A 24,878-nucleotide genomic window follows, 5' to 3' on the forward strand; every position below is an offset into this window, starting at 1 on the left:
CTGCCAGGGCCGCGACAGAAAGCACCACCGTCAGGCGGCGGTGCGCTCGAACTCGCGCATGAATTCCACCAGCGCGGTCACACCTTCGAGTGGCATCGCGTTGTAGATGCTGGCGCGCATGCCGCCCACGGACTTGTGGCCCTTGAGCTGTACCAGGCCGTTCGCGCGCGCCTGGGTCAGGAACGCTTCGTTGCGCGATTCATCGCGCAGGAAGAACGGTACGTTCATGCGCGAGCGGCTGCGGGGATCGATTTCGTTACGGTAATAGTCGCTCTGGTCCAGGAAGTCGTACAGCGCGCGCGCCTTGGCGATATTGCGCTGTTCGATCGCGGGCACGCCGCCCTGGGCCTTGAGCCACTTGAACACGAGCCCGGCGATGTAGATCGCATAGGTGGGCGGCGTGTTGTACATCGAGTCATGCTCGGCCACCAGGCGCCAGTTGAACGCCGAGGGGCACAGCGGGTGCGCGAAACCGATCAGGTCTTCGCGCACGATGACGATCGTCACACCGGCCGGGCCGATATTCTTCTGCGCGCCCCCATACACCACCTGTACGCGCGACCAGTCGATCGGGCGCGACAGGATATGGCTCGACGCGTCGGCCACGACGATGCGGCCCTTGTCATGGGTGCCGGTCTGGCCGATGTCCGGGATGTCCTGGAACTCCACGCCGACGATGGTCTCGTTCGTGCACAGATGCACATAGGCCGCGTCGTCGGACAGCTTCCACGTGTTCACATCGGGAATCTTGTGCCACTTCTGGTCCTTGCTGGACGCGGCGATATTCACCTCGCCATAGCGGCGCGCTTCCTGCTCGGTCTTGACCGACCACGTGCCGGTCACCACGAAATCGGTCTTCGGCTTCGCGGCAGTGACACGGTTGGCCAGGTTCAGCGGGACGATGCCGTTTTCGCCGATGGCACCGCCCTGCAGGAACAGGATCTTGAAGTTCTTCGGCACATGCAGCAGTTCGCGCAGATCGGCCAGCGCCTGCTGCTGGATGCTCTCGAACTCCTTGCTGCGGTGGCTCATCTCCATCACCGATACGCCAGTACCGCGCCATGACAGCATTTCCTCGGCGGCCTGCTGCAGGACTTCGGTGGGCAACGCGGCCGGGCCAGGCGAGAAATTGAAGACGCGCTCGGCCAGGGAACGTTGCAGGCCGGCGAGGGCGGGGTTCTGGGGATCGTTCATGGAGGGAGAAAAAGAAAAATGGCTGCCGGATGGAACCAGGCAGCCATTATCGCCCAAAACCCGCGCCCCTTGGACACCAAGGGCATCCGGACCAGGCCTGGACAGGCGACCTCTCCGGCCCGAGGGCCCGGAGAGGTCAGCCGTCGATCACTTCGAAGCGGCGGCGATTTCCTTCTCGGCGGCGTCACGCATCGACTTGCCAACCTGGGGACCGTACTTCTGCATCATCGAACCCCAGATTTCCTGGGTGGCCTTGCCCTGGTTGGCCATGAACTTCTGGCCCGTCGGCGACTTCAGGAACGTGGTCAGGTCCTTGATTTCCTGGGTCGAGTAGTACTTGCCGAAGGCATCGTAGTGCGCCTTGAGGGCGTCCTGGCGGAAGCCGTCGGTGTTGAACGCCGTACCGGCGCCATCGACCATGCGCTGCACGGCGCCGTTCTTCTTGAGCTTGTCGACAGCGGCCTGCTTCTGCTTGTCGTTCAGCGTCTTGTTCTCCACGAGAACCTGCTCCAGCACCAGCGGCGCTTCCTGCTTGGCGCCCTGTTGCCAGTTATCGGCCTGACCCTTCACGGCCTGGTCAGCCTGCATGACGGTCAGCAGTTCCTTGATGGCCGCGGTCTTGTCCTTGTCTTCCTGAGCGTGCGCGCCTTGCGCAAGCATCATCATCGGAGCGAAAGCAGCCAGAACAGCGATACGTCGATAGGTTTTGAGCATTATGACTCCCTGGTAAATACGTCCGGATTAGTCCGAACGGCCGTCTGGCGAGTTCCGGCCGTCGTCCCGTTGTTGCAACAAATTACGAATTCGCGTCCGCGTCGGTGGCACCCGCTCCGGTATCGCCATCGACACCGGTCGCACCCGTAGCATCTTCCGCCACGTCCTCGTCTTCGCCGTTGCCGCTGCTATCGGCATCCGACTCGACAATGCGCTGCAGGCCCGAAAGCTTGGTACCCTCGTCGACATTGATCAGGGTCACGCCTTGCGTGGCACGACCCATCTCACGGATCTCGGCCACGCGGGTGCGGATCAACACGCCGCCCGTGGTGATCAGCATGATCTCGTCCTCGGGCGATACCAGCGCTGCAGCCACCACGCGGCCGTTGCGCTCGCTCGTCTGGATCGCAATCATGCCCTTGGTGCCACGGCCGTGTCGAGTGTACTCGGAGATCGGCGTACGTTTGCCGTAGCCGTTCTCGGTGGCAGTCAGCACGCTACCCACCGAGGGCGACGCGCCCTCGGCTGCCTCGCCCTCGGCCGTTTCCGTTTCCGTTTCCGCCGGAGCCACCAGCATGGCGATCACTGCCTGGCCTTCGTCCAGATTCATGCCGCGCACGCCGCGCGCCTGACGGCCCATCGGACGCACGTCGTTCTCGTCGAAGCGCACGGCCTTGCCGGCATCGGAGAACAGCATCACATCGTGCTGGCCGTCGGTAATGGCGGCGCCGATCAGGAAGTCGCCCTCGTCGAGGTCGACGGCAATGATGCCGGCCTTGCGTGGGTTCGAGAAATCGGTGAGCACGGTCTTCTTGACCGTGCCGCGCGCCGTCGCCATGAAGATGAAATGCTCGGCGTCAAACTGGCGCACCGGCAGGATCACGTTGATCTTCTCGCCGTCGGCCAGCGGGAACATGTTCACGATCGGACGGCCACGCGAGTTACGCGACCCTTGCGGCACTTCATAGACCTTGAGCCAGTACAGACGGCCACGGTTCGAGAAGCACAGGATGTAGTCGTGCGTGTTGGCGACGAACAGCGTGTCGATCCAGTCGTCTTCCTTGGTCGCCGTGGCCAGCTTGCCGCGGCCACCACGCTTCTGCGCGCGATACTCGGAGATCGGCTGGCTCTTCATATAGCCAGAGTGCGACAGCGTGACCACCATGTCCTGCGGGGTGATCAGGTCCTCGGTGTCGAGTTCGGTCGCGTTGTGCTCGATCTGCGAGCGGCGCTCGTCGCCAAACTCGGCGCGGATGGCACCCAGTTCGTCGGTGATGATGGTGGTGATGCGCTCCGGGCGGGCCAGGATGTCGAGCAGGTCGGCAATCAGGCCCATCACTTCGCGGTATTCCTGGACGATCTTGTCCTGCTCCAGGCCCGTGAGGCGTTGCAGGCGCATCTGCAGGATTTCCTGCGCCTGGCCGTCGGACAGTCGATACAGGCCATCGGGCTGCATGCCGAACACGGCCGGCAGGCCATCCGGACGATACGAGGCACGGCCACCTGCAGTGTCGCTTTCGGCACGCGAGAGCATTTCGCGGACAAGCCCGGAATCCCAGGCCTTCGCCATCAGTTCCTGCTTCGCCAGCGGCGGCGTCGGGGCGGCCTTGATGATCGCGATGAACTCGTCGATGTTCGCCAGCGCCACGGCCAGGCCTTCCAGCACGTGCCCGCGCTCGCGCGCCTTGCGCAGTTCGAACACGGTGCGGCGCGTCACCACTTCGCGGCGATGCGACAGGAAGGCATCCAGCATCTGCTTCAGGTTCAGCAGGCGCGGCTGGCCATCCACCAGCGCCACCATGTTCATCCCGAACGTGTCCTGCAGCTGGGTGTTCTTATATAGGTTGTTCAGCACAACCTCGGGCACTTCGTTGCGCTTGAGCTCGATCACCACGCGCATGCCTGACTTGTCAGACTCATCGCGGATGTCGGAAATGCCCTCGATCTTCTTCTCGGTCACCAGCTCGGCAATGCGCTCGAGCAGTGTCCGCTTGTTCACTTGATACGGCAGCTCGTCGACGATGATCGCCTGGCGCGTGCCACGGTCGATATCCTCGAAGTGCGTGCGCGCGCGCATGACCACGCGGCCGCGTCCGGTGCGGTAACCCTCCCGTACACCCTGGATGCCATAAATAATGCCGGCAGTCGGAAAATCAGGCGCAGGTACCAGTTCGATCAGTTCATCGATCGTGGTTTCAGGATTACGCAGCAGATGCAGACAGGCGTCGACAACCTCATTGAGGTTATGCGGCGGGATATTGGTTGCCATACCCACGGCAATACCCGACGACCCATTGATCAGCAAATTCGGGATTCGCGCCGGCAAAATACCGGGCTCTTTCTCCGAACCGTCATAGTTCGGTTCGAAATCGACAGTTTCCTTGTCGATATCGTGAAGCATTTCATGGGCAATCTTCGCCAGGCGGATTTCGGTATAACGCATCGCCGCTGCGTTATCTCCGTCCACTGAACCGAAGTTACCCTGGCCATCGACCAACATATAGCGCAGCGAGAAATTCTGCGCCATGCGGACGATCGTGTCGTAGACAGCAGTATCGCCGTGCGGGTGATACTTACCAATCACATCACCGACGATACGGGCCGACTTCTTGTAGGCCCGGTTCCAGTCGTTGTTCAGCTCATGCATCGCAAAGAGCACGCGCCGGTGTACCGGCTTCAGGCCGTCCCGGACGTCGGGAAGCGCGCGCCCCACGATAACGCTCATCGCGTAATCGAGGTAAGAGCGGCGCATTTCCTCTTCCAGCGAGACCGGGAGGGTTTCTTTGGCGAATTGATCCATTGCGGCGTGGTTTATGCGGCGGGTTTAAGCAAATGAAGCCCGTGAATCTGACGGCATGAAGACGCCATGCCGGCGACGGGCCAACATGGCATTCTATCACGCGCGGAACCCCTTCCCGCCCCCGCCCGAACCACCCCCGCGCGGCCCTCGCCGGCGCTCCCGGCGCCCACCCCCGGCACCCTGCAACCCAGACGGGACAAGGGTTTGCAGGCGCCGCAAGACGGATGTTGCACAAACACCACAGGCCTAAAACCACGTGGTTGAATCGAATATATTTACTTCTTAGGAAACGAGCCTTGTGGCACAATTCCCCAGCGAAGAGCCAGACATTGTTCGAAGTGGAGCATCCACCACATCGAGAATGTTATACTCCGAAGAATGTATGACTTGTTTTCGTCCATTTGCTCGCAGTAACCCTGCGGTGATCTCATCCTGAGAGGAGAAATATGAAAAAATTTGCCAAGCTCGCGCTCGTTGCAGCTACCGCAGTAATGGCTGCATCCGCTCAAGCCCAGTCCGTCCCCTACGAAAAGAAGGCAGTGAACGATAACTGGGGCAACGGTACGAGCGAGTACGTGTGGAAGAATGGCACGAACGAGCTCTGCTGGCGCGACAGCTCCTGGACCCCGGCAACGGCTAATGCCCTGTGCGATGGCGCACTGGCTCCGGCTGCTGCTCCGGCTCCGGCACCGACCCCGGTCGCTCCGCCGGTTGTGTCCAGCGAGAAGGTCACTTTCGCTGCTGATACGCTGTTCGACTTCGACAAGGCTGTTCTGAAGCCCGAAGGCAAGGCCAAGCTGGACGACCTGGTCTCGAAGCTGCAAGGCATCACGCTGGAAGTCATCATCGCCGTTGGCCACACCGACTCGTTCGGTTCGGACAAGTACAACGATCGCCTGTCGATCCGTCGTGCTGAATCGGTCAAGGCTTACCTGGTGAGCAAGGGCGTTGAAGCCAACCGCGTCTACACCGAAGGCAAGGGCAAGCGTCAGCTGAAGGTTGATCCGAAGTCGTGCAAGGGCAACCGCACCGCTCAGATCGCCTGCCAGCAGCCGAACCGTCGCGTGGAAGTCGAAGTGGTCGGCACCCGCAGCGCACGTTAATCGGATCCTCTCCGATGACGAAAAGCCCAGCATATGCTGGGCTTTTTTTTCGCCCATATTTTCGGCTTTTCCTGCGCGCTGCCTCCGGCGGTTTTCGCCGTCAGCGCGCCGGTTCCTCCATATTCGGCGTAGCACTGTTTTTTTGGTAAAGTTGCCGCAGCCTTTTCATCAGACCTGCCGCCTGCGCGGCGCCAACGATGTCGCATTCGACCACCCTCAACGTCTCGACCCCAACCGGCCGCAATGCCGATCCGAAAGAGATCGACAAGTTCAGCGAGCTGGCCCACCGCTGGTGGGACCCGAACAGTGAATTCAAGCCGCTGCATGACCTGAACCCGCTCCGTCTGGGCTGGATCGACGGTATCGCGCACCTGTCGGGCAAGCAGGTCATCGATGTGGGTTGCGGCGGCGGCATCCTGTCGGAAAGCATGGCTCGCGTTGGCGCCACGGTCCGGGGGATCGACCTGTCCGCCAAGGCACTGAAGGTTGCCGACCTGCACAGCCTGGAATCGGGCGTGGCGGTCACCTACGAGGAAATCGCCGTAGAAGACCTTGCGGCCCGCGCGCCGGCCAGCGTCGACGTGGTGACCTGCATGGAAATGCTCGAACATGTGCCCGATCCACAATCGATCGTGCGCGCCTGCATGACGCTGGTCAAACCCGGCGGCCACGTGTTCTTCTCGACGATCAACCGCAACCTGAAGGCCTACCTGCTGGCTATCGTCGGCGCCGAATACGTGCTGAACATGCTGCCGCGCGGCACGCATGACTACCAGAAGTTCATTACGCCCTCCGAGATGGCCCGCTTTGCGCGCAACGTCGGACTGGAGATGATCGAGATGCGCGGGATGACCTTCAATCCCTTGACGCAGATCTATTCGCTCGGTCGCGATACCGATGTGAACTACATGATGGCGTTTCGGAAGGTTGCATGACGATGGCGAAGTTCGACGCAGTTTTCTTTGATCTCGACGGTACGCTGGCCGATACGGCCCCCGACCTCGCGGCCGCAGCCAATCGGCTTGTCGTGGAACACGGCATGGCACCCGTCGCCTACGAGAAGCTTCGCCCGGTGGCCTCGCACGGCGCGCGCGGGCTGATCGGCGCGGCCTTCGGCAAGCGTCCTGAAGATCCGGAGTTCCCCGCCCTGCGCGATACCTTCCTCGACTACTACGAGGCCGATATCGCCGTGCATACGCGCCTGTTCGAGGGCATGGATGCGGTGCTGGCAAAGCTTGAGGCCGACGGCGTGCCGTGGGGCATCGTCACCAACAAGATTGCGCGCTTCACGGTGCCGCTGGTACGCGCCATCGGCCTCGCGCCACGCGCATCGGCAGTGGTCAGTGGCGACACCACGCCGCACGCCAAACCGCACCCTGGCCCGCTGCTGCATGCCGCCGAACTGAGCGGCGTGGCAGCGGCGCGCTGCCTGTATGTCGGCGACGACCTGCGCGACATCCAGGCCGGCAAGGCCGCAGGCATGGCCACGGTTTCGGCGGCCTACGGGTACTGCGGCGAAGGCGAGCCGCCGGACACCTGGGGCGCGGACTACCTGATCCATCACCCGGCCGAACTGCTTGAATTGCTGGGCTGAGCCCCCAGCTAACAGTACGGAACCGGAAGCACGCCACAGGCGTCGAAACCGGGTACAATCCGCTTTCTTTCGCGTTTCACAGCGCACATTGGGGCCGACCTGGTTTCGACGTGGGTTACGAAGCAGTGAGGGCATACCGAGGACCCGTCACCTCGTTAATCAATGGGAATGCAATAACTGCTAACGACGAACGTTACGCACTGGCAGCCTAAGGGCCGCCGTCCTCGCACTGGCTCGCTGACGGGCTAGGGTTCGCAAGAACCAGCGAGGTCATTTACGTCAGATAAGCTTCGGGAGTGTCACGGGCCCGAGGACGAAAACCTAGTGACTCGCCGTCGTAGAGCGTGTTCGTCCGCGATGCGCCGGTTAAATCAAATGACAGAACTAAGTATGTAGAACTCTCTGTGGAGGGCTTGCGGACGCGGGTTCGATTCCCGCCGGCTCCACCAGTACACCGCACCACCCCGGACACGCATCACCGTCCGGGCAATGAAAAACGGGCCTCGCGGCCCGTTTTTTTTGCTTCGCACTTCCCGTCAATGCACCACGACTCCATCGACCGGCATGCTTTCGAGCCGGGCGGCGTAGAAGCGGTCCACGGGCAGGCTGACGCCCAGGTGTACATAGAGACGCTTCGCATGATCCACAGAGCCGACCATGCCCGGCATCCATAGTCGCTGCAGTAGCGCGTGCGACTCGCCCGAGTGGGCCGCGAACGCATCTACCCCGAACTCCTGGATGGCCTTGAACAGCACCAGCCCAACCAGGTACATGTCGCCCGTATCCAGCGCGATTCCTGCCTGCGCAGTCCAGCGCTGGGCACGATCTTCGATTTTTTCCGCTTCGGCAAAACGCTCCGTCATGGTCGGCATGAACGCGTCGCCAGGCGGTAGAAAGGTAAAGCTCATCAGACGGCTCCTAACCCCGTATGCCAACAATGACGGCCAATTTCGCCGAAAACTGAAGCGATCGGAACAGATTCGAACAGTTTCCGGCGAAAATACAACACTTAGCGAATCAAACGCCACAAGGCCGGCGTCACTGCAGGGGTCCATCCTGCACCGCGCCACGCGGTATGACGTTGCAGGCAGACGTATCGCCTGCCCTGGTAGGTGACTGCCTGACCCGTTTCATACGCAGGGCCCTCGCGCCACGTATCGAGCGTGCTCCCGTCGGGCAATCCCGTTGACATGCCGCCGGAGCCACGGCCGGATCGGCCACTTGCGCTCGGGGCTTCCTTGTCGATTTCGAAGCGATATCCCGCGTACGACTTGCTCAGATACACGCGGTTGGCAGTGGCCGAACCCAGCGGCACGATGCTCGACGCGCCATTGCGCGCCTGCAACTCGCCGATGCGGAAGATCTTCGACTCGAAATTGACCTTCTGGGCAAGTTGATAGGCCCACGTGCGGGCCTTGGCGTTGGCTGCGGTGATCGTCATCACATGCTTGCCCGCATCGCGTCCCATGGCATCCAGGGCACGGAACGTCAGCTTCGTGCCCACCACCAGATCGCCCTTGGCCGTCAGCGCCCCTTGATCCTCCCAGCCGATCTCGCGCACCGCCAGGCCGTCGCCGGGGAACTTGACGTCGGCGCACGCATAGAACGCCTCCGGGCTGTCACTGCGCTGCCAGATGCTGTAGATGATATGACTGCCCTTCTTGCCCGGCGGCAGCTGCACCTTCATGTGGTATCTGCCGCCTTCCTTCGTGGCCTGCGCGCCCGATACCGTCGCAAATTCTTCAACATCGCTCCAGCGCAGCGGCATGCCCGGATCCCAGTCATCGCGCGTGATGTAATACTTGAAATACTGCGTGGCATGTGACGCAGAGGCCCGCCAGACAAAGGTGTGGTCGCCGGCGGTCGTGGGCACGATCGATGTCTGCGGCCAGTCGAGCCGCGCGAGGTCCAGTCCGCGGAAGCTTGCCGAACCGCCGGAACAAAGCTCGCCATCCGCGATGAATGCGCGATGATTTCCTGCGGCATTGCCTTGGCGAACGCCGTTCCAGTCGTAGAACTGCTGTGCGCCGCCAACTGCCCGGGCCGCCTTGCACGCGCCCGATCGTGGCTGTTCGGCGCCTTCGTTGTAGCAGTTCAGCACCCGGCTGGCGGGTAGCTCCATGGTGCCGTGCGCCTGCGCGGAAAGCGGGGCGACCGTTGCGGCAAGCACGAGGCATGTGATGCCGATTGCCTTGTGGGACATTGCGATCTTCCTTGAAACGTTGATGGGGTACTCGCCATTTATTGAGAATGGCTGCGCGATTTGACGCGCCCCAGAACGCTGACGAAATCGGAATCGTCCGAAAGTGGTTCCTGCTCTGCCGAGGGTCAAACGGATGGCGAATACACATCCATACGCGAATCCATACAGTTGTCGCGCGCATGGCAGCTACAATAGGCCGTCGCTGTTTTACGCCCTGCCCTCATGTCCGACCACCCCCGCTTCACTGTCAGCCGATCCATGGTCATGCTGCTGCCCGAGCAGCCGTTTCTTGACTGGATTCAGGCGGTGGACCCCGATCCCGTGCCCACGCTGACGCTCAGCGACGTGCGTGACGACGCCAGTGTCTTCCTGCTGCCCGCGGAAGTCGCCGACACGCCCGAGAACGCCTTGCGCTGGGTGGAAAAGCGCTGGCGCTCGTTTTTCGAGTTCATGCTGGGCGAGTGGTTCGACGATTCGGTCTGGCCCGAAACCTTGTCGCTGGCCATGTTCCGGGAATGGTTCAGCGTCCGGTTCCATTCGATGGTCTGGGACATGGCCCCCGACGCCCCGCTGGAATACGAGGACTGGGACGACGAGGAAGACGACGACGCGCCCACCGTCCTGCACTGACCGCCGGGCCCCAACGGGGGCGCATCGCCCGCAACAATGCAAAACGGCACGCCCAGGCGTGCCGTTTTTGTATCGGTCAGGGATCGGATCAGAGAAAGCGATCCAGAATCTTCCGACTGTGCTTGTCCAGCGCGAACTGATCGCGGATCAGGTAGTGGATGCCGTGGCTGTCCGAAATCAGTAGCGTGGTGCCCGTCAGCCGCCGAATGTTCTCTTCGCCCCGCAGCACCAGGTCGGTCTGGCCGCGATCGGTCTGCACCGTCCAGACGCTGGGCGTGGCATAGGTCGACACGCTCAGAATCTTGCGGATCTCGGGCATGAACTCGCGCGAGGCCAGTTCGGCCTCGATCAGTTCGCGGGTTGGCGCTGGCAGCGTATCCAGACGCGGAATCCACGCCAGTTCCTTGCCATCGGTGCTCATCATCCCCACGCCATCGTCGGCGGCGGAAATCGGAAACGCGCGCACAGGCACCACGCCCTCGTGCTGCGCGCCGTCGGCGGTCATCAGCACGAGCTTGCCAAGGCTGTTGCGGGACAGGCTGAATTCGGGCGTTTGCATAGCCGTTTCTTGAACTGATGAGTTACTGGGCACTGACTGCCTCCGCGGCTTCGGCGCGATTGCCGGCGCTGGTGTCGTCCGGATCGGTATCGACATTGCGCGCCTGGGCCTGATACAGCTTGTAGTACGCGCCTTCGCGCGCCAACAGTTCGTCGTGGCTGCCCACTTCGACGATCTGGCCACGGTCCATTACCACCAGGCGGTCGGCCTTGCGAAGCGTCGACAAGCGGTGCGCAATGGCAATCGTGGTACGGCCCTGCACGAGGTTGTCCAGTGCCTTCTGGATTTCCTTCTCGGTCGATGTATCCACCGACGACGTGGCCTCGTCCATGATCAGGATGCGTGGATCGATCAGCAGCGCCCGGGCAATCGAGATCCGCTGGCGCTCGCCTCCGGACAGCGCCTGGCCGCGTTCGCCGACCAGCGAGTCATAGCCGTGCGGCAGCCGCAGGATGAACTCGTGTGCGTGCGCGGCGCGGGCCGCGGCGATGATCTCCTCGCGCGTGGCATCGGGCTTGCCGTAGGCGATGTTGTCGGCAATCGTGCCGAAGAACAGGAACGGCTCCTGCAGCACCAGGCCGATGTTCTGGCGGAAATCCGATACCGGCAGCGAGCGGATATCGACTCCATCCACGCGGATGGCACCTTCGGAGACATCGTAGAAACGGCAAATCAGGTTCACCAGCGTGCTCTTGCCCGACCCGCTGTGACCCACCAGGCCAATCATCTCGCCCGGCTCGATCGTCAGGTTCAGGCCCCGGATCACGGCGCGGTTGCCATAGCGGAAGCCGAGGTCGCGCATCTCGATGGCGCCGCGCACGTTTTCCAGGCGCACGGGCTTCTGCGGCTCGGGCACGCTGGACACGTGATCGAGGATGTCGAAGATACGCTTGGCGCCGGCGGCCGCCTTCTGGGTCACCGACACGATCCGGCTCATCGAATCCAGACGCGTATAGAAGCGGCTGATATAGGTCAGGAACGCCACCAGCACACCGACGGTAATCGCGTTATGGCTGACCTGCCAGATGCCGAAGATCCAGACCACCAGCAGGCCCACTTCGGTCAGCAGCGTCACGGTCGGCGTGAACAGCGACCACACGGCATTCACGCGGTCATTGATCGCCAGATTGTGACGATTGGCTTCGCGGAAGCGCACCACCTCGCGCTTTTCCTGGGCAAACGCCTTGACCACGCGGATGCCCGGAATCGTATCGGCCAGTACGTTGGTGATCTCGGACCAGATCCGGTCGATCTTCTCGAAGCCGTGCCGCAGGCGGTCACGCACCAGGTGGATCATCCACGCGATGAACGGCAACGGCACCAGCGTGACCAGCGCCAGCCACGGATTGATCGAAATCAGGATGATCGACGTCATGGCGATCATCAGCACATCGGTGGCGAAGTCGAGCAGATGCAGCGACAGGAACACGCTGATACGGTCGCTCTCGGAGCCGATGCGCGCCATCAGGTCGCCGGTACGCTTGCCGCCGAAATATTCCAGCGACAGCTTGAGCAGGTGTTCGTATGTGGTGGTGCGCAGGTCCGCGCTGATGCGCTCCGACACCCGTGCCAGCAGGTAGGTGCGGGCCCAGCCCAGTGCCCATGCCACCAGCGCGGCGCCCAGCAGGCCGGCCAGGTACAGCTTGACCAGGCCATAGTCGATCGGCACGCCGTTCTGATACGGGATCAGCACCTTGTCCATCAGCGGCATGGTCAGGTAAGGCGGCACCAGCGTGGCGGCCGTGCCCAGCAGCAGCAGCACGAAGCCGCCCAGCAGTTCCCAGCGATAAGGCCGCGCAAAGCGCCACAGGCGCAGCAACGCCCAGGTGGACGGCGGCGTTTCCAGTTCGCGGCTGCATTGCGGGCACTGCTCTTCGCCTGGCGGAATGGGCGCCTTGCAGGTCGGGCAGATGTCGGCATCCGGCGTGGCCGAATGGCCGGTTGCCAGCAGATCGCGGCGCGCATCGAACTGGTCGGCCAGCCGCAATGCGTCAGGATTGTAACCAAGCGTATAGCGCCAGGTGGCCAGGCGCTGCCGGCCATCGCCCAGTTCCAGCGAGCCGACCCCGGCGTGGTCGCCGTGGGCAAGGGTCAGCCCGGGAGCGATATCCCAGCTTTGCAGGGCGGTTTCCCCGGGCGCGCGCGAGATCAGACGACGATCCGTCACAACCAGCCACCCTTGGGTAAAATGCAGCCTTGCGTCCAGGTCCAGCATCAGCCCGGCCAGGATGGTTTCCCCGGGCAGCAAGCCGGTGCCAAGTTCGGCAGCCCAGGGACCTTGCGGGCCGGGGTGGTTGGAAGCAGACGGGGAGGACTGGGTCATTGTTGGCGCAAAAAGCGATAAAAGCGCGTCCGCAGACCCAAAAACGGATCAAATACGGACATAACTTGAAACAATTTAAGCGGTTCGCCAGGCTGGCGGCCCGCAATTTTGCCCGCAAGTATACATAACGCAAACAAGCGGGCACCTTGGTGCGCTGCACAATGCGTTGCCGGTCTCGAAGGGTAACGAAGGGTCAACCCTGAGGCTACAGTAACGTTAACGAAAGATTAGCTTTCCATTTCCCGGGCACTCGCCCACTGCCTCAAGCAAATTCAATGAAAAAGAAGGACATTGAGATTTTCGATGTCATGTCGCTGCGCGGCCCGAATATGTGGACATATCGGCCGGTGCTGGAGGCATGGGTCGATATCGGCGAACTGGAGGATTTCCCCTCCAACAAGATTCCGGGGTTCTACGAGCGCCTGTCGGCGTGGCTACCCACGCTGATCGAGCACCGCTGCAGCCCGGGCGTGCGCGGTGGCTTCCTGATGCGGTTGAAGGAAGGCACCTGGCCCGGGCACATCCTGGAACACGTCACGCTTGAGCTGCAGAACCTGGCCGGCATGCCGGGCGGCTTCGGCAAGGCGCGCGAGACCCCGGTACGTGGGGTCTACAAGGTCATCGTCCGTGCCTGGCACGAGCAGGTGACGCACGCCGCGCTGTTCGCCGCGCGGGACCTGGTCATGGCCGCCATCGAGGACCGCCCGTTCGACGTGGCCGCCGCCGTGGAAACGCTGCGCGACCTCGTCGACGAGCACTGCCTGGGACCGAGCACCGCCTGCATCGTCGATGCCGCCGATGACCGCGACATCCCGTCGATCCGCCTGTCGGACGGCAATCTGGTGCAGCTCGGCTACGGCGCGCGCCAGCGCCGCATCTGGACGGCCGAGACCGACCGCACCAGCGCCATCGCCGAATCGATCTCGCGCGACAAGGACCTGACCAAGTCGCTGCTGGAATCATGCGGCGTACCGGTGCCGGAAGGCCGCATGGCCGACAGCGCCGAAGACGCCTGGGATGCCGCCGAAAGCATCGGCCTGCCCGTGGTGGTCAAGCCTTACGACGGCAACCATGGCCGGGGCGTGTTTACCAACCTGATGACGCGCGACGAGGTGCAGACCGCCTATGCCGTAGCCATCGAGGAAGGCAACGGCGTGATCGTCGAGCGCTTCGTGCCCGGCAACGAGCACCGCCTGCTGATCGTGGGCGGCCGCATGGTGGCCTGCGCGATGGGCGAGACCGCCTCGGTCGTGGGCGACGGCAAGCAAACCATCGACGAGCTGATCGAATCGCAGATCAATTCGGACCCGCGCCGTGGCAGCACCGAGGATCATCCGCTGAACCGGGTGCGCCTGGATTCGGCCGCGCGCCTGGAACTGAAGCGCCAGGGCTATGCCGATGGCAGCGCCGTGCCGCCCGAGGGCCGCACCGTGCTGATCCAGCGCAACGGCAATGTGGCCTTCGACGTCACCGACCGCGTGCACCCGAGCGTGGCCGCCAATGCCGCGCTGGCCGCGCGCATCGTCGGCCTGGATATCGCCGGCGTGGACCTGGTGGCCGAGGACATCTCGCGCCCGCTGGCCGACCAGCGCGGCGCCATCGTCGAGGTCAATGCCGGCCCCGGCCTGCTGATGCACATCAAGCCTGCCGACGGCGAGCCGCGCCCCGTGGGCCGCGCCATCGTCGACCACCTGTTCCCGACCCGCAACGGCGTGGACGACGACGGCCGCATTCCGGTGGTGGGCATTACCGGCACCAACGGCAAGACCGTGGTAGCCAAGCTCGTGGCGCGCCTGCTGCAGTTGTCGGGCAAGCATACGGGCCTGTCCTGCAGCGATGGCCTGTTCCTGGACCGCCGCCAGGTGGAAAAGGGCGACCGTGGCGAGAAAGCCAGCTGGGACGCCGGCCACCGCATCCTGATGAACCGCGCGGTGGAAGCGGCCGTGTTCGAGAACGACAGCGGCATGATTCTTTCGCAAGGCCTGCCGTACGACCGCTGCCAGGTTGGCGTGGTCACGAACTTCGGCCAGCCCGATCACCTTGGCGACTACTACGTCGAGGATGAAGACCGCATGTACAACGTGCTGCGCACGCAGATCGACGTGGTGCTCAAGACCGGCGCGGCCGTGCTGAACGCCGCCGATCCGCGGCTGGTCGAGATGGCCGAGCTGAGCGATGGCGACGTGATCTTCTTCGGCCTGTCCGCTGACCTGCCCGCAATCGTCGAGCACCGCGCCGCTGGCCGCCGCGCCGTGTTCGTGCGCGAAGGCAAGGTGGTGATGGCTACCGGCGCCAGCGAAAACGCGCTGACCGATGTGTCGGCGATTCCGCTGACCTACGCCGGCCGCGTCGCGTTCCAGATCGAGAACGTGCTGGCCGCCGTTGCCACGGGCTGGGCGCTGGGCATCTCGAACGACCTGATCCGTGCCGGCATCGTTACCTTCGACGTGGGCCAGGTGGATGTGCCGGGCCGCTTCACGTTGTTCGAGCGCCAGGGCGCCACGGTGATCGTCGACGACGCGCACAACGCGCCGGCGCTGGAAGCGCTGGCCGCCGCGCTGGACCGCTTCCCGGCCGAGCGCCGCATGCTGGTGTTCGGTGCCGGCGTGCAGCGCCGCGACGAAGACCTGGTGCAGCAGGGCAAGGTGATCGGCAAGTCGTTCGACCGCGTATTCCTGTGCGAAGACCACAGCGTGCGCCGCGACCTGCCCGATGCCGAAGCCCGCGCGCTGCTGAAGAAGGGCCTGTACGAGGGCCGCCGCGTAACGAAGATCATCGACGAAGCCGGTCGGCGCGAGGCGGTGGAAGCCGCGCTGTCGCAACTGGTGGCCGGTGACCTGCTGGTCCTGCAGTGCGACGAGACCTCGACCGAGAGCACCGTCGAGCAGGTACACCAGTGGATGGGCCGCAGCGGACGCCGCGCGTAATCCCGCCCGGAAGAACAACGGACAAACGATTCTATGGAAGTCTCTCGTATCCGGGCTCTGCGTGGCCCGAATCTCTGGTGCCGGCATACCGCCATCGAAGCCATCGTGGCGTGCTCGGACCAATCGCATCTGCTGGCCGAACTGCCGGGCTTCGAAGACCGGCTGCGCGCCCGCTTTCCGGGCATCGGCCCGATGCGCCCTGACGACGAGGCCGGCTCGCCGTCCATGGCGCACGCGCTGGAGGCCGCCGCGCTGGGCCTGCAGGCCGCCGCCGGCTGCCCGGTGACGTTCAGCCATGCCGCGCCAACGCTGGAACCGGGCACCTACCAGGTGGTGGTGCAGTACAGCGAGGAAGAAGTGGGCCGCCTGGCCTTCGAGCTGGCCGAGCAGCTGTGCCTGGCCGCGCGCGACGACAAGCCGTTCGACCTGGAAGACGCGCTGCATCGCCTGCGCGAACTCGACGAGGACGTGCGCCTGGGGCCGAGCACCGGTTCGATCGTCTATGCGGCCGTGGCGCGCGGCATCCCGTATCGCCGCCTGACGCAGGGCTCGATGGTGCAGTTCGGCTGGGGCAGCAAGCAACGCCGCATCCAGGCTGCCGAGACCGACATGACGAGCGCGGTGTCCGAATCGATCGCCCAGGACAAGGAACTGACCAAGGCCCTGCTGCATGCGGCCGGCGTGCCGGTGCCGCTGGGCCGTTCGGTGACCAGTGCCGAGGAAGCCTGGGCCGCCGCGCAGGAGATCAACGGCCCGGTGGTGGTGAAGCCGCGCGACGGCAACCAGGGCAAGGGCGTGGCCGTGCGCATCCGCACGCGTGAGGAAGTGATGACGGCCTATGAAGTGGCCGCCGACATTTCGACCGACGTGCTGGTCGAGCGCTATATCCCGGGCCACGACTTCCGCCTGCTGGTGGTCGGCAAGCATCTGGTGGCTGCGGCACGCCGCGATCCGCCGCAGGTGATTGGCGATGGCGCCCACACGGTGCGCCAGCTCGTGGATGAAGTGAACCGCGATCCGCGCCGTGGCGAAGGCCATGCCACGTCGCTGACCAAGATCCGCTTCGACGACATCGCGCTGGCTACGCTGGCCAAGCAGGGCCTGAGCGCCGACGCCGTGCCGGCCAAGGGCGCGCGCGTGGTACTGCGCAACAACGCCAACCTGTCCACCGGCGGCAGTGCCACCGATGTGACCGACGACGTCCACCCGGACATCGCCGCACGCGCGGTAGCCGCTGCGCAGATGGTGGGCCTGGATATCTGCGGTGTCGACGCCGTGTGCGAGACCATGCTCAAGCCGTTCGAGGAACAGGCCGGCGGCATCGTCGAAGTCAACGCCGCGCCGGGCCTGCGCATGCACCTGCAGCCGTCGTACGGCAAGGGCCGTGCCGTGGGCGAAGCCATCATCTCGACCATGTTCACCGATGGCGACGATGGCCGCATTCCCGTGGTGGCCGTATCGGGCACCAACGGCAAGACCACCACCGTCCGCCTGATCACCCATATCCTGGCCTCGAACGGCCTGCGCATGGGCATGACCGGCACCGATGGCGTGTACATCCAGGGCCAGCGCATCGACACTGGCGACTGCAGCGGCCCGCGCAGCGCGCGCAACGTGCTGCTGCACCCCGACGTGGACGCCGCGGTGTTCGAGACGGCGCGCGGCGGCCTGCTGCGCGAAGGCCTGGCCTTCGACCGCTGCGACGTGGCCGTGGTGACCAACGTGGGCGAAGGCGACCACCTTGGGCTGTCGTACATCAGCACCGTGGAAGACCTGGCGGTGCTCAAGAGCGTGATCGTGCAGAACGTGGCGCCGCACGGCATGGCCGTGCTGAACGCGGCCGATCCGATGGTGGCGCGCATGGCCGATGCCTGCCCGGGTTCGATCACGTTCTTCGCGCACGATGCCGGCCTGCCGACGATGGCGCTGCACCGCGCCCAGGGCAAGCGCGTGGTGTTCGTGGAAGGCGCCGAGATCGTGGCAACCGAAGCCGACACCAGCGTGCGCTTTGCGCTGGCGGATATCCCGCTGACGCGCAACGGCTCGATCGGCTTCCAGGTGGAAAACGCGATGTCGTCGATCGCGGCCGCATGGGCGCTGGGTATCGACTGGAACGTCATCCGCCGCGCGCTGGCAACGTTCGTCAACGACGCCGCCACCGCGCCGGGCCGCTTCAACGTGTTCGACTACAAGGGCGCGACACTGATCGCCGACTACGGCCACAATCCCGACGCGATCCAGGCGCTGTGCAACGCCGTGCAGACCATGCCTTCGAACAAGCGCGTGGTGGTCATCAGCGGGGCGGGCGACCGTCGCGACGAGGACATCCGCAAGCAGACCCAGATCCTGGGTGGCGTGTTCGACGACGTGCTGCTGTACCAGGACCAGTGCCAGCGCGGCCGTGAAGACGGCGAAGTGCTGGCCCTGCTGCGCGAAGGCCTGGTCGGTGCGCAACGCACCAGCCATACCGAGGAAATCCGCGGCGAATTCCTGGCCATCGACACGGGCCTGGCGCGCCTGCAACCGGGCGACCTCTGCCTGATCCTGATCGACCAGGTGGAAGAGGCGCTGGACCACATCGCCAAGCGGGTCGCCCAGCAGTAATCCGGCAGCTTGCTGCCACCCTCTCCCGCCCGCCGGGAGAGGGTCTCCTCCCCTCCCCTCTGCCTCCCCCGCCACTTGCCGTCCACCGCCATTCGGTGCCACAGTATCCCGTACTGAATCCCATCGCCACGCCAACGGCCGCCGCCCCGCCCGTCGACGAGGAGACCCGCATATGACTACGCCGCAAACCGTTGTCGTCACCTATATCGCCGCGACGGCGGAGCAGGTGTGGCAGGCCCTGACCGACCCCGTGCTAAGTGTGAAGTACTTCTTCGGGCGCCGCGTCGAATCCGACTGGCAGGTGGGCAGCCCCTTCGTGCTGCGCATGGAGGACGGCAAGGTGGACTCGCAGGGCGTGGTCCTGGCCGCCGAGCCGCCCTACCGGCTGTCGGTCACCTGGCGCGTGGAGTGGCTGGAGGCGTTCCGCCAGTTGCCCGAGGTGGTCGTCACATGGCAGATCGACGCGCTGGGCGACGAAGCCGTCAGGCTGACCGTGAGCGAACTTCACCAGGAACCGCTGGACGAGCAGATCCTGCAGGGTGGGCGCAACGGCTGGCCGCTGATCCTGGCCGGCCTGAAGACACTGCTGGAAACCGGGCGCCAGCTCAATGTCGAGGCGCCCAAGCCACCACCCGCGCCTGCATCGTCTTCGGCAACCTCACCGGCAACGCAGGATCAGTGACGCGTCGGCAGTGACAGGCGCCGTTCCAGCACGTGCTGGAACGCCGACAGGGCCGTGCTGAGAATCCAGTAGATCGCGGCTGCGGCCAGGTACAGCGGCAGCGGCTGGTAGGTGGCCGCGATGATCTCCTGCGACGTGCGCAGCAGTTCGGTCACGGTAATCACCGACACGAGGGAGGTGTCCTTGATCAGGCTGATCAGGCTGTTGGACAGGCTTGGCACCGCCAGCCGCAACGCCTGCGGCCCCACCACGTGGCGCAGTGTCTGCACCGGGGTCATGCCCAGGCTGTAGGCCGCCAGCCACTGTCCGCGCGGCACGCCCAGGATGGCGCCCCGCATGCTTTCCGACAGGTAGGCGCCGACATTCAGGCTCAGCGTCAGCACGCCGGCCGGGGTGGGCTCCAGCGCGATGCCGATGCCCGGCAAGCCGTAGTAGACGACGAAGATCTGCACCAGCAACGGCGTGCCACGCATGATGCTGACGTACACGCGCGCCATCACTTTGAGAATCCGCTGATTCCCAATCCCCATCAGCGCCACCACAATCCCAATCATCAGGCCGAAAGCCATCGACAACACGGCGAACTTCAGCGTGAGCAGCGTGCCCTGCAGCAACACGGGAAGCGAATCGATAACGAGCTGGAGCGCGGACATGGCTGGGGTGGGATTCAGTCAATCTGGAGCCGGAATGCCGCGATCATACGTGATCGGGGCCCGGCGCGAGTGAGGCGAGTAGCTTGACTGGGAGCCGTTCTCGCTGGGCTATCGCCCGGCGTCCGAATCTCTGCGGACCATCGGAGGACAGGATCTGGTGGCGGGCCAGATCCACGCAGGCTTTCATGGAATGTGCCGATGCTGGCGAACAATGGATTGCCAAGGGTCGCCCGGCAATCCTGTTCGTGCCGTCCGTGAGCGCGCCGGAGGAATGCAACGTCCTCATCAACCCGCATCACGTCGGCTGGCGGCGCATCCGGAGCCGGAAGCTCCGCAAGTGGGTCTGCGGCTTCCGGCTGCTGCGGCTGCGTTTTACTTGAGCGGCTTCGTCACGTCCGAGCCGAACCACTTGTTCGACAGCTTGGTCAGCGTGCCATCCTTGCGAAGGTCGTCCAGCGCCTTGTCGATGGCTGCGGCGAACTTCGGGTTGTCCTTGCGGAACGGGATCGCGACTTCGCTGTTGGCGCCCGGCAGCACGGCGCCCGGGCGCAGCGGCAGGTTGGCCTGCTTGATCAGGTAGTTGACCATCAGCCGGTCATTGAGCGCGGCGTCCACACGCTGCGCGGCCAGATCGCGCAGGTATTCGGGGGCGCCCGGATAGGTCTTCACGTCGATGCCGGGCACCGACTTCGCCAGGTCGTTGTAGTTGCTGCCCAGGCTGACGCCAAGCTTGTGGCCCTTCAGCGCGTCGAGCGAGGCGAATTCGCGCTTGTCGTCCTTGCGCTGGATCAGCTGGGCCGCCGAATAGACGTATGGCGTGGAGAAATCCAGTACCTGCTTGCGCTGCGGCGTGACCGAAACCTGGTTGACGATGATGTCGAACTTGCCGGCCTGCAGACCCGCGATGATCGCGCTCCATTCGGTCGTCACGAATTCGGCCTTGACGCCAAGCTTGCCAGCCACGGCGCGCGCCACTTCGACATCGAATCCGTCCAGTTCGTTATTTGCGGCGCGATATCCGAACGGCGGATAGGTTCCTTCCAGCCCGACCTTGAGCACGCCAGCCTGTTTGACCGTATCCAGCAGGTCGGCGGCATGGGCGGCCGTTGCGGCAAGGCCAGTGGCGCCAGCTACCAGGGCGGTGGCAAGCAGGGATTTGAACCAACCCGATCGAATCGTTCGCATATCTTCTCCAGTGGGATGCGGTTTGCGTGCCGGCGCCCCTTTTGAGGGAAAGCCGACGGCTCTATGAGCCTATAACGGGCTCCAAGGTACCGCAAATACTATCGACGGCGAAATAACGATTCGAAATGGCTATATAACGAGTTCTGCACTGCGGGCGCCCCCGGCGCCAAGGCCGGGGGTCGCCCGCCAGCAAGGCGTTACTGGAACGCCTTGTCGTTCGGCTCGGCGAACAGCTGCTTCATCTCCGGCGACAGCGCGTAATTCATATTGATGTTGCGCGGCGGAATCGGTTGCAGGAACCACTTGGTATAGAGCTTCTCGGCACGGCCGCTCTTCTGGATATCGGACACCACGCCGTCCACCAGCTTCTTGAACGACGGATCGTCCTTGCGGAACATGCAGGCGTAGTTCTCGGTCTGCAGCGGCGTACCGGCCACCACCCAGTCGGCGGCGTTCTTGGCCTTGGTGCGCTCGCCGTAGAGCAGCGGTTCATCCATCACGAATGCCGCCGCGCGGCCCGACTCCAGGATCAGGAAGGCCTGGCCGTGGTCCTTGGCGCTGGTCAGGTTCATGTTCATGCCTTCGCCATTCATCTTCACGAGCAGGCGCTCGCCGGTGGTGCCGGCCGTGGTCACCACGTTCTTGCCCTTGAGCTGCGGGAAGTCGGTCACGCCCGAGTCCTTCTTCGTCAGCATGCGAATGCCGTAGATGAACAGGCTGTTCGAGAAAGCCACCTGCTTCTGGCGCTCGGTGTTGTTGGTGGTGCTGCCGCATTCGATGTCGATCGTGCCGTTCTGCACCAGCGGAATGCGGTTCTGCGACGTGATCGGCGTCATCTTGACCTGCAGGTTCGGCATGTTCAGCGTCGACTTCACCTTGTCGACGATCGCCAGCAGGTAATCGTGCGAGTAGCCCATCACCTGGCTGCCATCCGAATACGAGAACGGAATGGACGATTCACGATATCCCAGCGAAATCACACCGCTGTCCTTGATCTTCTTGAGCGTGTCGCCATCGGCGGCGTGGGCGCCGGCGGCGGCGCCGGCCAGCACGGCGGCAGCCAGCAGGCGGTGGATGGGGGTCGAACGGACAGACAGTGACTTCATGGTTCGCTCCTTCAAGGGGCTTGGTTTAATAGACTTCAGACTTGAGGCAATCTCACTACCCAACGTACTACTCAACTTCCAGCACAACCCGTGTTGCGTCAGACTGGCCCGAAGGCGTCAGGCCGACGCTGCACTGAAATCTTCGGCGTCGATGGCGGGCGTGCGGCCCGCCAGGCGATCGGCCAGCAGGCCAGCGCTGCCCATTGCCAGCGTGAACCCGAGCGCGCCGTGTCCAAGGTTCAGCCACAGCCCGCGCAGGCGCGATTCGCCGATCATCGGCAGCCCCGTCGGCGTGGCCGGGCGCAAGCCCGCCCAGGGCTGCAGCGCATCGAGATCGGCGCCGTTCATCACGTTGCCAAACACCGATCGCGTCTGCGTCACCAGCGTCTGCGCACGCTCGCGGTCGATGATCGCCCCGCCGCGCACGATATCGGCCATGCCCGCCACGCGCAGCGTATTGCCGATGCGCGCATAGACGATCTTGTTGGCGAAGTCCGTCACGCTGATGTGCGGCGCCCGCGCACCATCGGCGATCGGCACCGTGATGCTGTACCCCTTGAGCGGCCACAGCATCGGCCGGATTCCGGTCGGCCTCAGAAGCGGCACGCTGCCGATACCGCCGGACACGATCACCACATCGGCGGCGATATCGCCCCGATCGGTGCGCAGACCTGTCACACGATCGCCGCTGCGCACCAGTTCGGTCACCCGCGTGCCGAACTTCAGCGTCACGGCCGGGTTGCCTTGCAACAGATGGGCCAGCGACACGCAGAACAGGTGGCAATCGCCCACTTCCTCGCTCGGCGTGTAGATGGCCCCTGCAATCTCCTGACGGATGCCCGCCAGTGCCGGCTCCAGCGCCACGGTTGCGTCGCGGTCCAGCGCCTGCTGCTCGCAGCCCAGGCTGGCCTGGTAGTCCAGCAAGCGGCATGCCGAGTCATAGGCGGCCGCGTCGCGATGCACCACCAGCTTGCCGCGCCGCGCAAAATCGAATCCGCCCCCCTCCTGGCGCGCCTCGGGCCGGTTCACGAAGGCCTGCATCAGGTCGCGCGAATAAAACGCCAGCCGCAGCAGCTTGCGCGTGGTCGCCTCGCTGGTCGAGGCATTGCACGCCTGCACGAAGGCCATCAGCCAGCGCCACTGGTCCGGGTCCATCGACGGCCGGAAGCGCATCGGCGAATCGCGGTCCAGCAGCCAGCCCGGCACCTTCGACAGCACGCCAGGTCCGGCCAGCGGCGCCACATAGCTGTAGCTGAGCTGGCCGCCATTGGCGAAGCTGGTTTCCTCGCCAGGACCATCGTGGCGCTCGACCACCGTTACCTCATGACCATCATTGGCCAACCGCCACGCGGTGGTCATGCCGACCACACCGGCGCCCACAATTGCTACGCGCATCTGACTCCGCCCTTGTCTTCCCATTTCAAACGTTGGGGCAGAGCGTAGAGCACTGTGCACGACTTGCCCAATGCCAATACGTGCCAGAATATGTCCCGAGGCTATGGGTCCCGCCACCCGGGTCTACCCGTAGTGCAAAGCACCATTTTTCGCACCAAACCGGCTTTTTTCGGGCACCACAACGATGCGCCTGCGTCAGATCGAGGTTTTTCGCGCCGTCATGCTGACCGGCACCGTCAGCGAGGCCGCGCGCCTGCTCCATGTCTCGCAACCCGTGGTCACGCGGGTCCTGCAGCATGCCGAGGCGTCGCTGGGCTTCCGGCTGTTCGATCGCCAGCGCGGACGCCTGCAGCCCACCCCCGAAGCCCAGGCGCTGTATGGCGATGTCGAAAGGCTATATGGCGAGATCGAACGCGTGCGGCGCGTATCCGAAAGCCTGCGCCACAAGGGCGCGGGGCGCCTGCGCGTGGCCGCCACGCCAAGCCTGGCAAACCCGCTGCTGGTGCCCGCCGTGCGCCGCTTCTGCGCGCGGCATCCTGAAACGCAAGTCCAGGTACTGACCCACCACACCAATGAAATCGTGGCGGCATTGCTGGCGAACCAGATCGATGTGGGTTTTGCCTTCTCGCCACCCCGCCACGAGGCGATCTCCAGCGTGCCCGTAGCCACCGGCCGCATGCTGCTGGCAGTCCCGCGGGCGCTGCCGCTGCCTGCCGGTGGCAAACGTGGCGTGGTGCCGATCCGCAAGGTGCTGGAGCGGCCGTTCATTGGCTATGACGACGACAGCTCGCTGGGCCTGCTGGTTCGCCAGACCCTGGCACGCCACGCGCTGGAGCCGCATTCGACGCTGGAAGTGCAGACATATTCGCTGGCGCTGGCCCTGGTCGATGCCGGGCTTGGACTGACGCTGCTGGACCAGTACACGGCGCTGAGCGCCAATCCGGCCAATGTGGCCTTGCACGATGTCCAGCCCGAACTGGGCTTCGAGATCCAGATGCTGCGCGCCAGCCATCGCGGCGCGTCGAGCCTGGTCGACGACATGCACGCGCAGTTCGCCGCCGCCGCCGAAGCCCTGGACGCCACGCTCGACCATCGGCTGGAGGCGCCTGCCGCACAGTTCGACGCGACGGCCCGCCAGGCCCCCTGACATTGCACGGACATTGAGCAGACAATTGACAGTTCGCCACGCCGTGCACCATCATCAAT

The 24,878-nt window shown here is 64.2% G+C and carries 20 protein-coding genes and 1 other RNA gene; 10 read left to right on the forward strand and 11 right to left on the reverse strand.

What is annotated here, in order from left to right:
- Window positions 1-30: 30 nt before the first annotated feature.
- The 3 genes from serC to gyrA form a co-directional block, all read right to left on the reverse strand.
- Window positions 31-1,194 carry a 3-phosphoserine/phosphohydroxythreonine transaminase gene (serC, locus tag A9J21_RS21680; protein ID WP_066739222.1) on the reverse strand — a complete coding sequence of 388 codons (1,164 nt, stop codon included), beginning with the start codon at window positions 1,192-1,194 and terminating at the stop codon, window positions 31-33.
- Window positions 1,195-1,341: 147 nt separating this feature from the next.
- Window positions 1,342-1,908, reverse strand: a complete 567-nt coding sequence (locus A9J21_RS21685; RefSeq protein WP_066739223.1) for a DUF2059 domain-containing protein — start codon at window positions 1,906-1,908, stop codon at window positions 1,342-1,344.
- A gap of 82 nt (window positions 1,909-1,990) precedes the next feature.
- A complete protein-coding gene (gene gyrA / locus A9J21_RS21690; protein ID WP_066739224.1) occupies window positions 1,991-4,708 on the reverse strand; it encodes a DNA gyrase subunit A in 2,718 nt (905 codons plus the stop codon).
- Window positions 4,709-5,154: 446 nt separating this feature from the next.
- Here gyrA and ompA point away from each other — a divergent pair, with 446 nt between their 5' ends.
- The 4 genes from ompA to ssrA all read left to right on the forward strand — a co-directional run bounded on the left by ompA (window position 5,155) and on the right by ssrA (window position 7,854).
- A complete protein-coding gene (ompA, locus tag A9J21_RS21695; protein WP_066739225.1) occupies window positions 5,155-5,811 on the forward strand; it encodes an outer membrane protein OmpA in 657 nt (218 codons plus the stop codon).
- A 197-nt stretch (window positions 5,812-6,008) separates the two neighbouring features.
- Entirely contained in the window at window positions 6,009-6,746 is a 738-nt protein-coding gene (gene ubiG / locus A9J21_RS21700) for a bifunctional 2-polyprenyl-6-hydroxyphenol methylase/3-demethylubiquinol 3-O-methyltransferase UbiG (protein ID WP_066739226.1), read from the forward strand.
- Window positions 6,747-6,748: 2 nt separating this feature from the next.
- On the forward strand, window positions 6,749-7,405 hold the full coding sequence (gene gph / locus A9J21_RS21705; protein WP_066739227.1) for a phosphoglycolate phosphatase: 657 nt from the start codon (window positions 6,749-6,751) through the stop codon (window positions 7,403-7,405).
- Between the two features lie 90 nt (window positions 7,406-7,495).
- Window positions 7,496-7,854, forward strand: a transfer-messenger RNA (tmRNA) gene (gene ssrA, locus A9J21_RS21710).
- An 87-nt stretch (window positions 7,855-7,941) separates the two neighbouring features.
- On the opposite strand, the gene A9J21_RS21715 is transcribed toward ssrA, so the two are convergent.
- On the reverse strand, window positions 7,942-8,313 hold the full coding sequence (locus tag A9J21_RS21715) for a hypothetical protein (protein WP_066739228.1): 372 nt from the start codon (window positions 8,311-8,313) through the stop codon (window positions 7,942-7,944).
- Between the two features lie 101 nt (window positions 8,314-8,414).
- Entirely contained in the window at window positions 8,415-9,737 is a 1,323-nt protein-coding gene (locus A9J21_RS21720) for a lytic polysaccharide monooxygenase (protein ID WP_156546086.1), read from the reverse strand.
- Window positions 9,738-9,830: 93 nt separating this feature from the next.
- Between A9J21_RS21720 and A9J21_RS21725 the strand changes: the two genes are divergently transcribed.
- Window positions 9,831-10,238, forward strand: coding sequence for a hypothetical protein (locus A9J21_RS21725; protein WP_066739230.1), 408 nt, complete (start codon window positions 9,831-9,833; stop codon window positions 10,236-10,238).
- An 88-nt stretch (window positions 10,239-10,326) separates the two neighbouring features.
- On the opposite strand, the gene A9J21_RS21730 is transcribed toward A9J21_RS21725, so the two are convergent.
- Both A9J21_RS21730 and A9J21_RS21735 read right to left on the reverse strand, forming a co-directional pair.
- On the reverse strand, window positions 10,327-10,797 hold the full coding sequence (locus tag A9J21_RS21730) for a DUF1854 domain-containing protein (RefSeq protein ID WP_066739231.1): 471 nt from the start codon (window positions 10,795-10,797) through the stop codon (window positions 10,327-10,329).
- A 22-nt stretch (window positions 10,798-10,819) separates the two neighbouring features.
- Window positions 10,820-13,120 (reverse strand): ABC transporter ATP-binding protein, encoded by a 2,301-nt coding sequence (locus A9J21_RS21735; protein ID WP_066739232.1) that lies wholly within the window; start codon window positions 13,118-13,120, stop codon window positions 10,820-10,822.
- A gap of 275 nt (window positions 13,121-13,395) precedes the next feature.
- On the opposite strand from A9J21_RS21735, the gene cphA (A9J21_RS21740) reads away from it, so the two are divergent.
- From cphA (A9J21_RS21740) to A9J21_RS21750, 3 genes are all read left to right on the forward strand, one after another.
- Window positions 13,396-16,047 (forward strand): cyanophycin synthetase, encoded by a 2,652-nt coding sequence (gene cphA, locus A9J21_RS21740; protein WP_066739233.1) that lies wholly within the window; start codon window positions 13,396-13,398, stop codon window positions 16,045-16,047.
- 33 nt (window positions 16,048-16,080) lie between these two features.
- Complete coding sequence (gene cphA, locus A9J21_RS21745; protein ID WP_066739234.1) at window positions 16,081-18,651, forward strand: cyanophycin synthetase; 2,571 nt, start codon at window positions 16,081-16,083, stop codon at window positions 18,649-18,651.
- 172 nt (window positions 18,652-18,823) lie between these two features.
- A complete protein-coding gene (locus A9J21_RS21750) occupies window positions 18,824-19,333 on the forward strand; it encodes an SRPBCC family protein (RefSeq protein ID WP_066739235.1) in 510 nt (169 codons plus the stop codon).
- Here the strand turns inward: A9J21_RS21750 and A9J21_RS21755 are convergent.
- Window positions 19,327-19,986: an amino acid ABC transporter permease gene (locus A9J21_RS21755; RefSeq protein WP_066739236.1), complete on the reverse strand. Its 660-nt coding sequence runs from the start codon at window positions 19,984-19,986 to the stop codon at window positions 19,327-19,329. The genes A9J21_RS21750 and A9J21_RS21755 overlap by 7 nt on opposite strands.
- A 185-nt stretch (window positions 19,987-20,171) precedes the next feature.
- Between A9J21_RS21755 and A9J21_RS21760 the strand changes: the two genes are divergently transcribed.
- Entirely contained in the window at window positions 20,172-20,366 is a 195-nt protein-coding gene (locus tag A9J21_RS21760) for a hypothetical protein (RefSeq protein ID WP_066739237.1), read from the forward strand.
- On the opposite strand, the gene A9J21_RS21765 is transcribed toward A9J21_RS21760, so the two are convergent.
- From A9J21_RS21765 to A9J21_RS21775, 3 genes are all read right to left on the reverse strand, one after another.
- Complete coding sequence (locus A9J21_RS21765; protein WP_066739238.1) at window positions 20,359-21,171, reverse strand: transporter substrate-binding domain-containing protein; 813 nt, start codon at window positions 21,169-21,171, stop codon at window positions 20,359-20,361. The genes A9J21_RS21760 and A9J21_RS21765 overlap by 8 nt on opposite strands.
- 197 nt (window positions 21,172-21,368) lie before the next feature.
- The gene (locus tag A9J21_RS21770; protein ID WP_066739239.1) at window positions 21,369-22,277 is read right to left on the reverse strand and encodes a glutamate/aspartate ABC transporter substrate-binding protein; all 909 of its coding nucleotides are present in this window, start codon (window positions 22,275-22,277) and stop codon (window positions 21,369-21,371) included.
- 117 nt (window positions 22,278-22,394) lie between these two features.
- Window positions 22,395-23,672, reverse strand: coding sequence for a D-amino acid dehydrogenase (locus A9J21_RS21775; protein ID WP_066739240.1), 1,278 nt, complete (start codon window positions 23,670-23,672; stop codon window positions 22,395-22,397).
- A gap of 184 nt (window positions 23,673-23,856) precedes the next feature.
- On the opposite strand from A9J21_RS21775, the gene A9J21_RS21780 reads away from it, so the two are divergent.
- Window positions 23,857-24,819 carry a LysR substrate-binding domain-containing protein gene (locus tag A9J21_RS21780; protein ID WP_066739241.1) on the forward strand — a complete coding sequence of 321 codons (963 nt, stop codon included), beginning with the start codon at window positions 23,857-23,859 and terminating at the stop codon, window positions 24,817-24,819.
- The last annotated feature ends 59 nt before the right edge of the window (window positions 24,820-24,878 follow it).

This window comes from Cupriavidus sp. D384 (genome assembly GCF_001652915.1).
In the GTDB taxonomy this organism is placed as follows: domain Bacteria; phylum Pseudomonadota; class Gammaproteobacteria; order Burkholderiales; family Burkholderiaceae; genus Cupriavidus.

Bases quoted from the DNA above. Each gene is read 5' to 3' on its own strand.
- serC (WP_066739222.1), bottom strand. From the start codon at position 1,194: ATGAACGATCCCCAGAACCCCGCCCTCGCCGGCCTGCAACGTTCCCTG.
- A9J21_RS21685 (WP_066739223.1), bottom strand. From the start codon at position 1,908: ATGCTCAAAACCTATCGACGTATCGCTGTTCTGGCTGCTTTCGCTCCG.
- gyrA (WP_066739224.1), bottom strand. From the start codon at position 4,708: ATGGATCAATTCGCCAAAGAAACCCTCCCGGTCTCGCTGGAAGAGGAA.
- ompA (WP_066739225.1), top strand. From the start codon at position 5,155: ATGAAAAAATTTGCCAAGCTCGCGCTCGTTGCAGCTACCGCAGTAATG.
- ubiG (WP_066739226.1), top strand. From the start codon at position 6,009: ATGTCGCATTCGACCACCCTCAACGTCTCGACCCCAACCGGCCGCAAT.
- gph (WP_066739227.1), top strand. From the start codon at position 6,749: ATGGCGAAGTTCGACGCAGTTTTCTTTGATCTCGACGGTACGCTGGCC.
- A9J21_RS21715 (WP_066739228.1), bottom strand. From the start codon at position 8,313: ATGAGCTTTACCTTTCTACCGCCTGGCGACGCGTTCATGCCGACCATG.
- A9J21_RS21725 (WP_066739230.1), top strand. From the start codon at position 9,831: ATGTCCGACCACCCCCGCTTCACTGTCAGCCGATCCATGGTCATGCTG.
- A9J21_RS21730 (WP_066739231.1), bottom strand. From the start codon at position 10,797: ATGCAAACGCCCGAATTCAGCCTGTCCCGCAACAGCCTTGGCAAGCTC.
- A9J21_RS21735 (WP_066739232.1), bottom strand. From the start codon at position 13,120: ATGACCCAGTCCTCCCCGTCTGCTTCCAACCACCCCGGCCCGCAAGGT.
- cphA (WP_066739233.1), top strand. From the start codon at position 13,396: ATGAAAAAGAAGGACATTGAGATTTTCGATGTCATGTCGCTGCGCGGC.
- cphA (WP_066739234.1), top strand. From the start codon at position 16,081: ATGGAAGTCTCTCGTATCCGGGCTCTGCGTGGCCCGAATCTCTGGTGC.
- A9J21_RS21750 (WP_066739235.1), top strand. From the start codon at position 18,824: ATGACTACGCCGCAAACCGTTGTCGTCACCTATATCGCCGCGACGGCG.
- A9J21_RS21755 (WP_066739236.1), bottom strand. From the start codon at position 19,986: ATGTCCGCGCTCCAGCTCGTTATCGATTCGCTTCCCGTGTTGCTGCAG.
- A9J21_RS21760 (WP_066739237.1), top strand. From the start codon at position 20,172: ATGGAATGTGCCGATGCTGGCGAACAATGGATTGCCAAGGGTCGCCCG.
- A9J21_RS21765 (WP_066739238.1), bottom strand. From the start codon at position 21,171: ATGCGAACGATTCGATCGGGTTGGTTCAAATCCCTGCTTGCCACCGCC.
- A9J21_RS21770 (WP_066739239.1), bottom strand. From the start codon at position 22,277: ATGAAGTCACTGTCTGTCCGTTCGACCCCCATCCACCGCCTGCTGGCT.
- A9J21_RS21775 (WP_066739240.1), bottom strand. From the start codon at position 23,672: ATGCGCGTAGCAATTGTGGGCGCCGGTGTGGTCGGCATGACCACCGCG.
- A9J21_RS21780 (WP_066739241.1), top strand. From the start codon at position 23,857: ATGCGCCTGCGTCAGATCGAGGTTTTTCGCGCCGTCATGCTGACCGGC.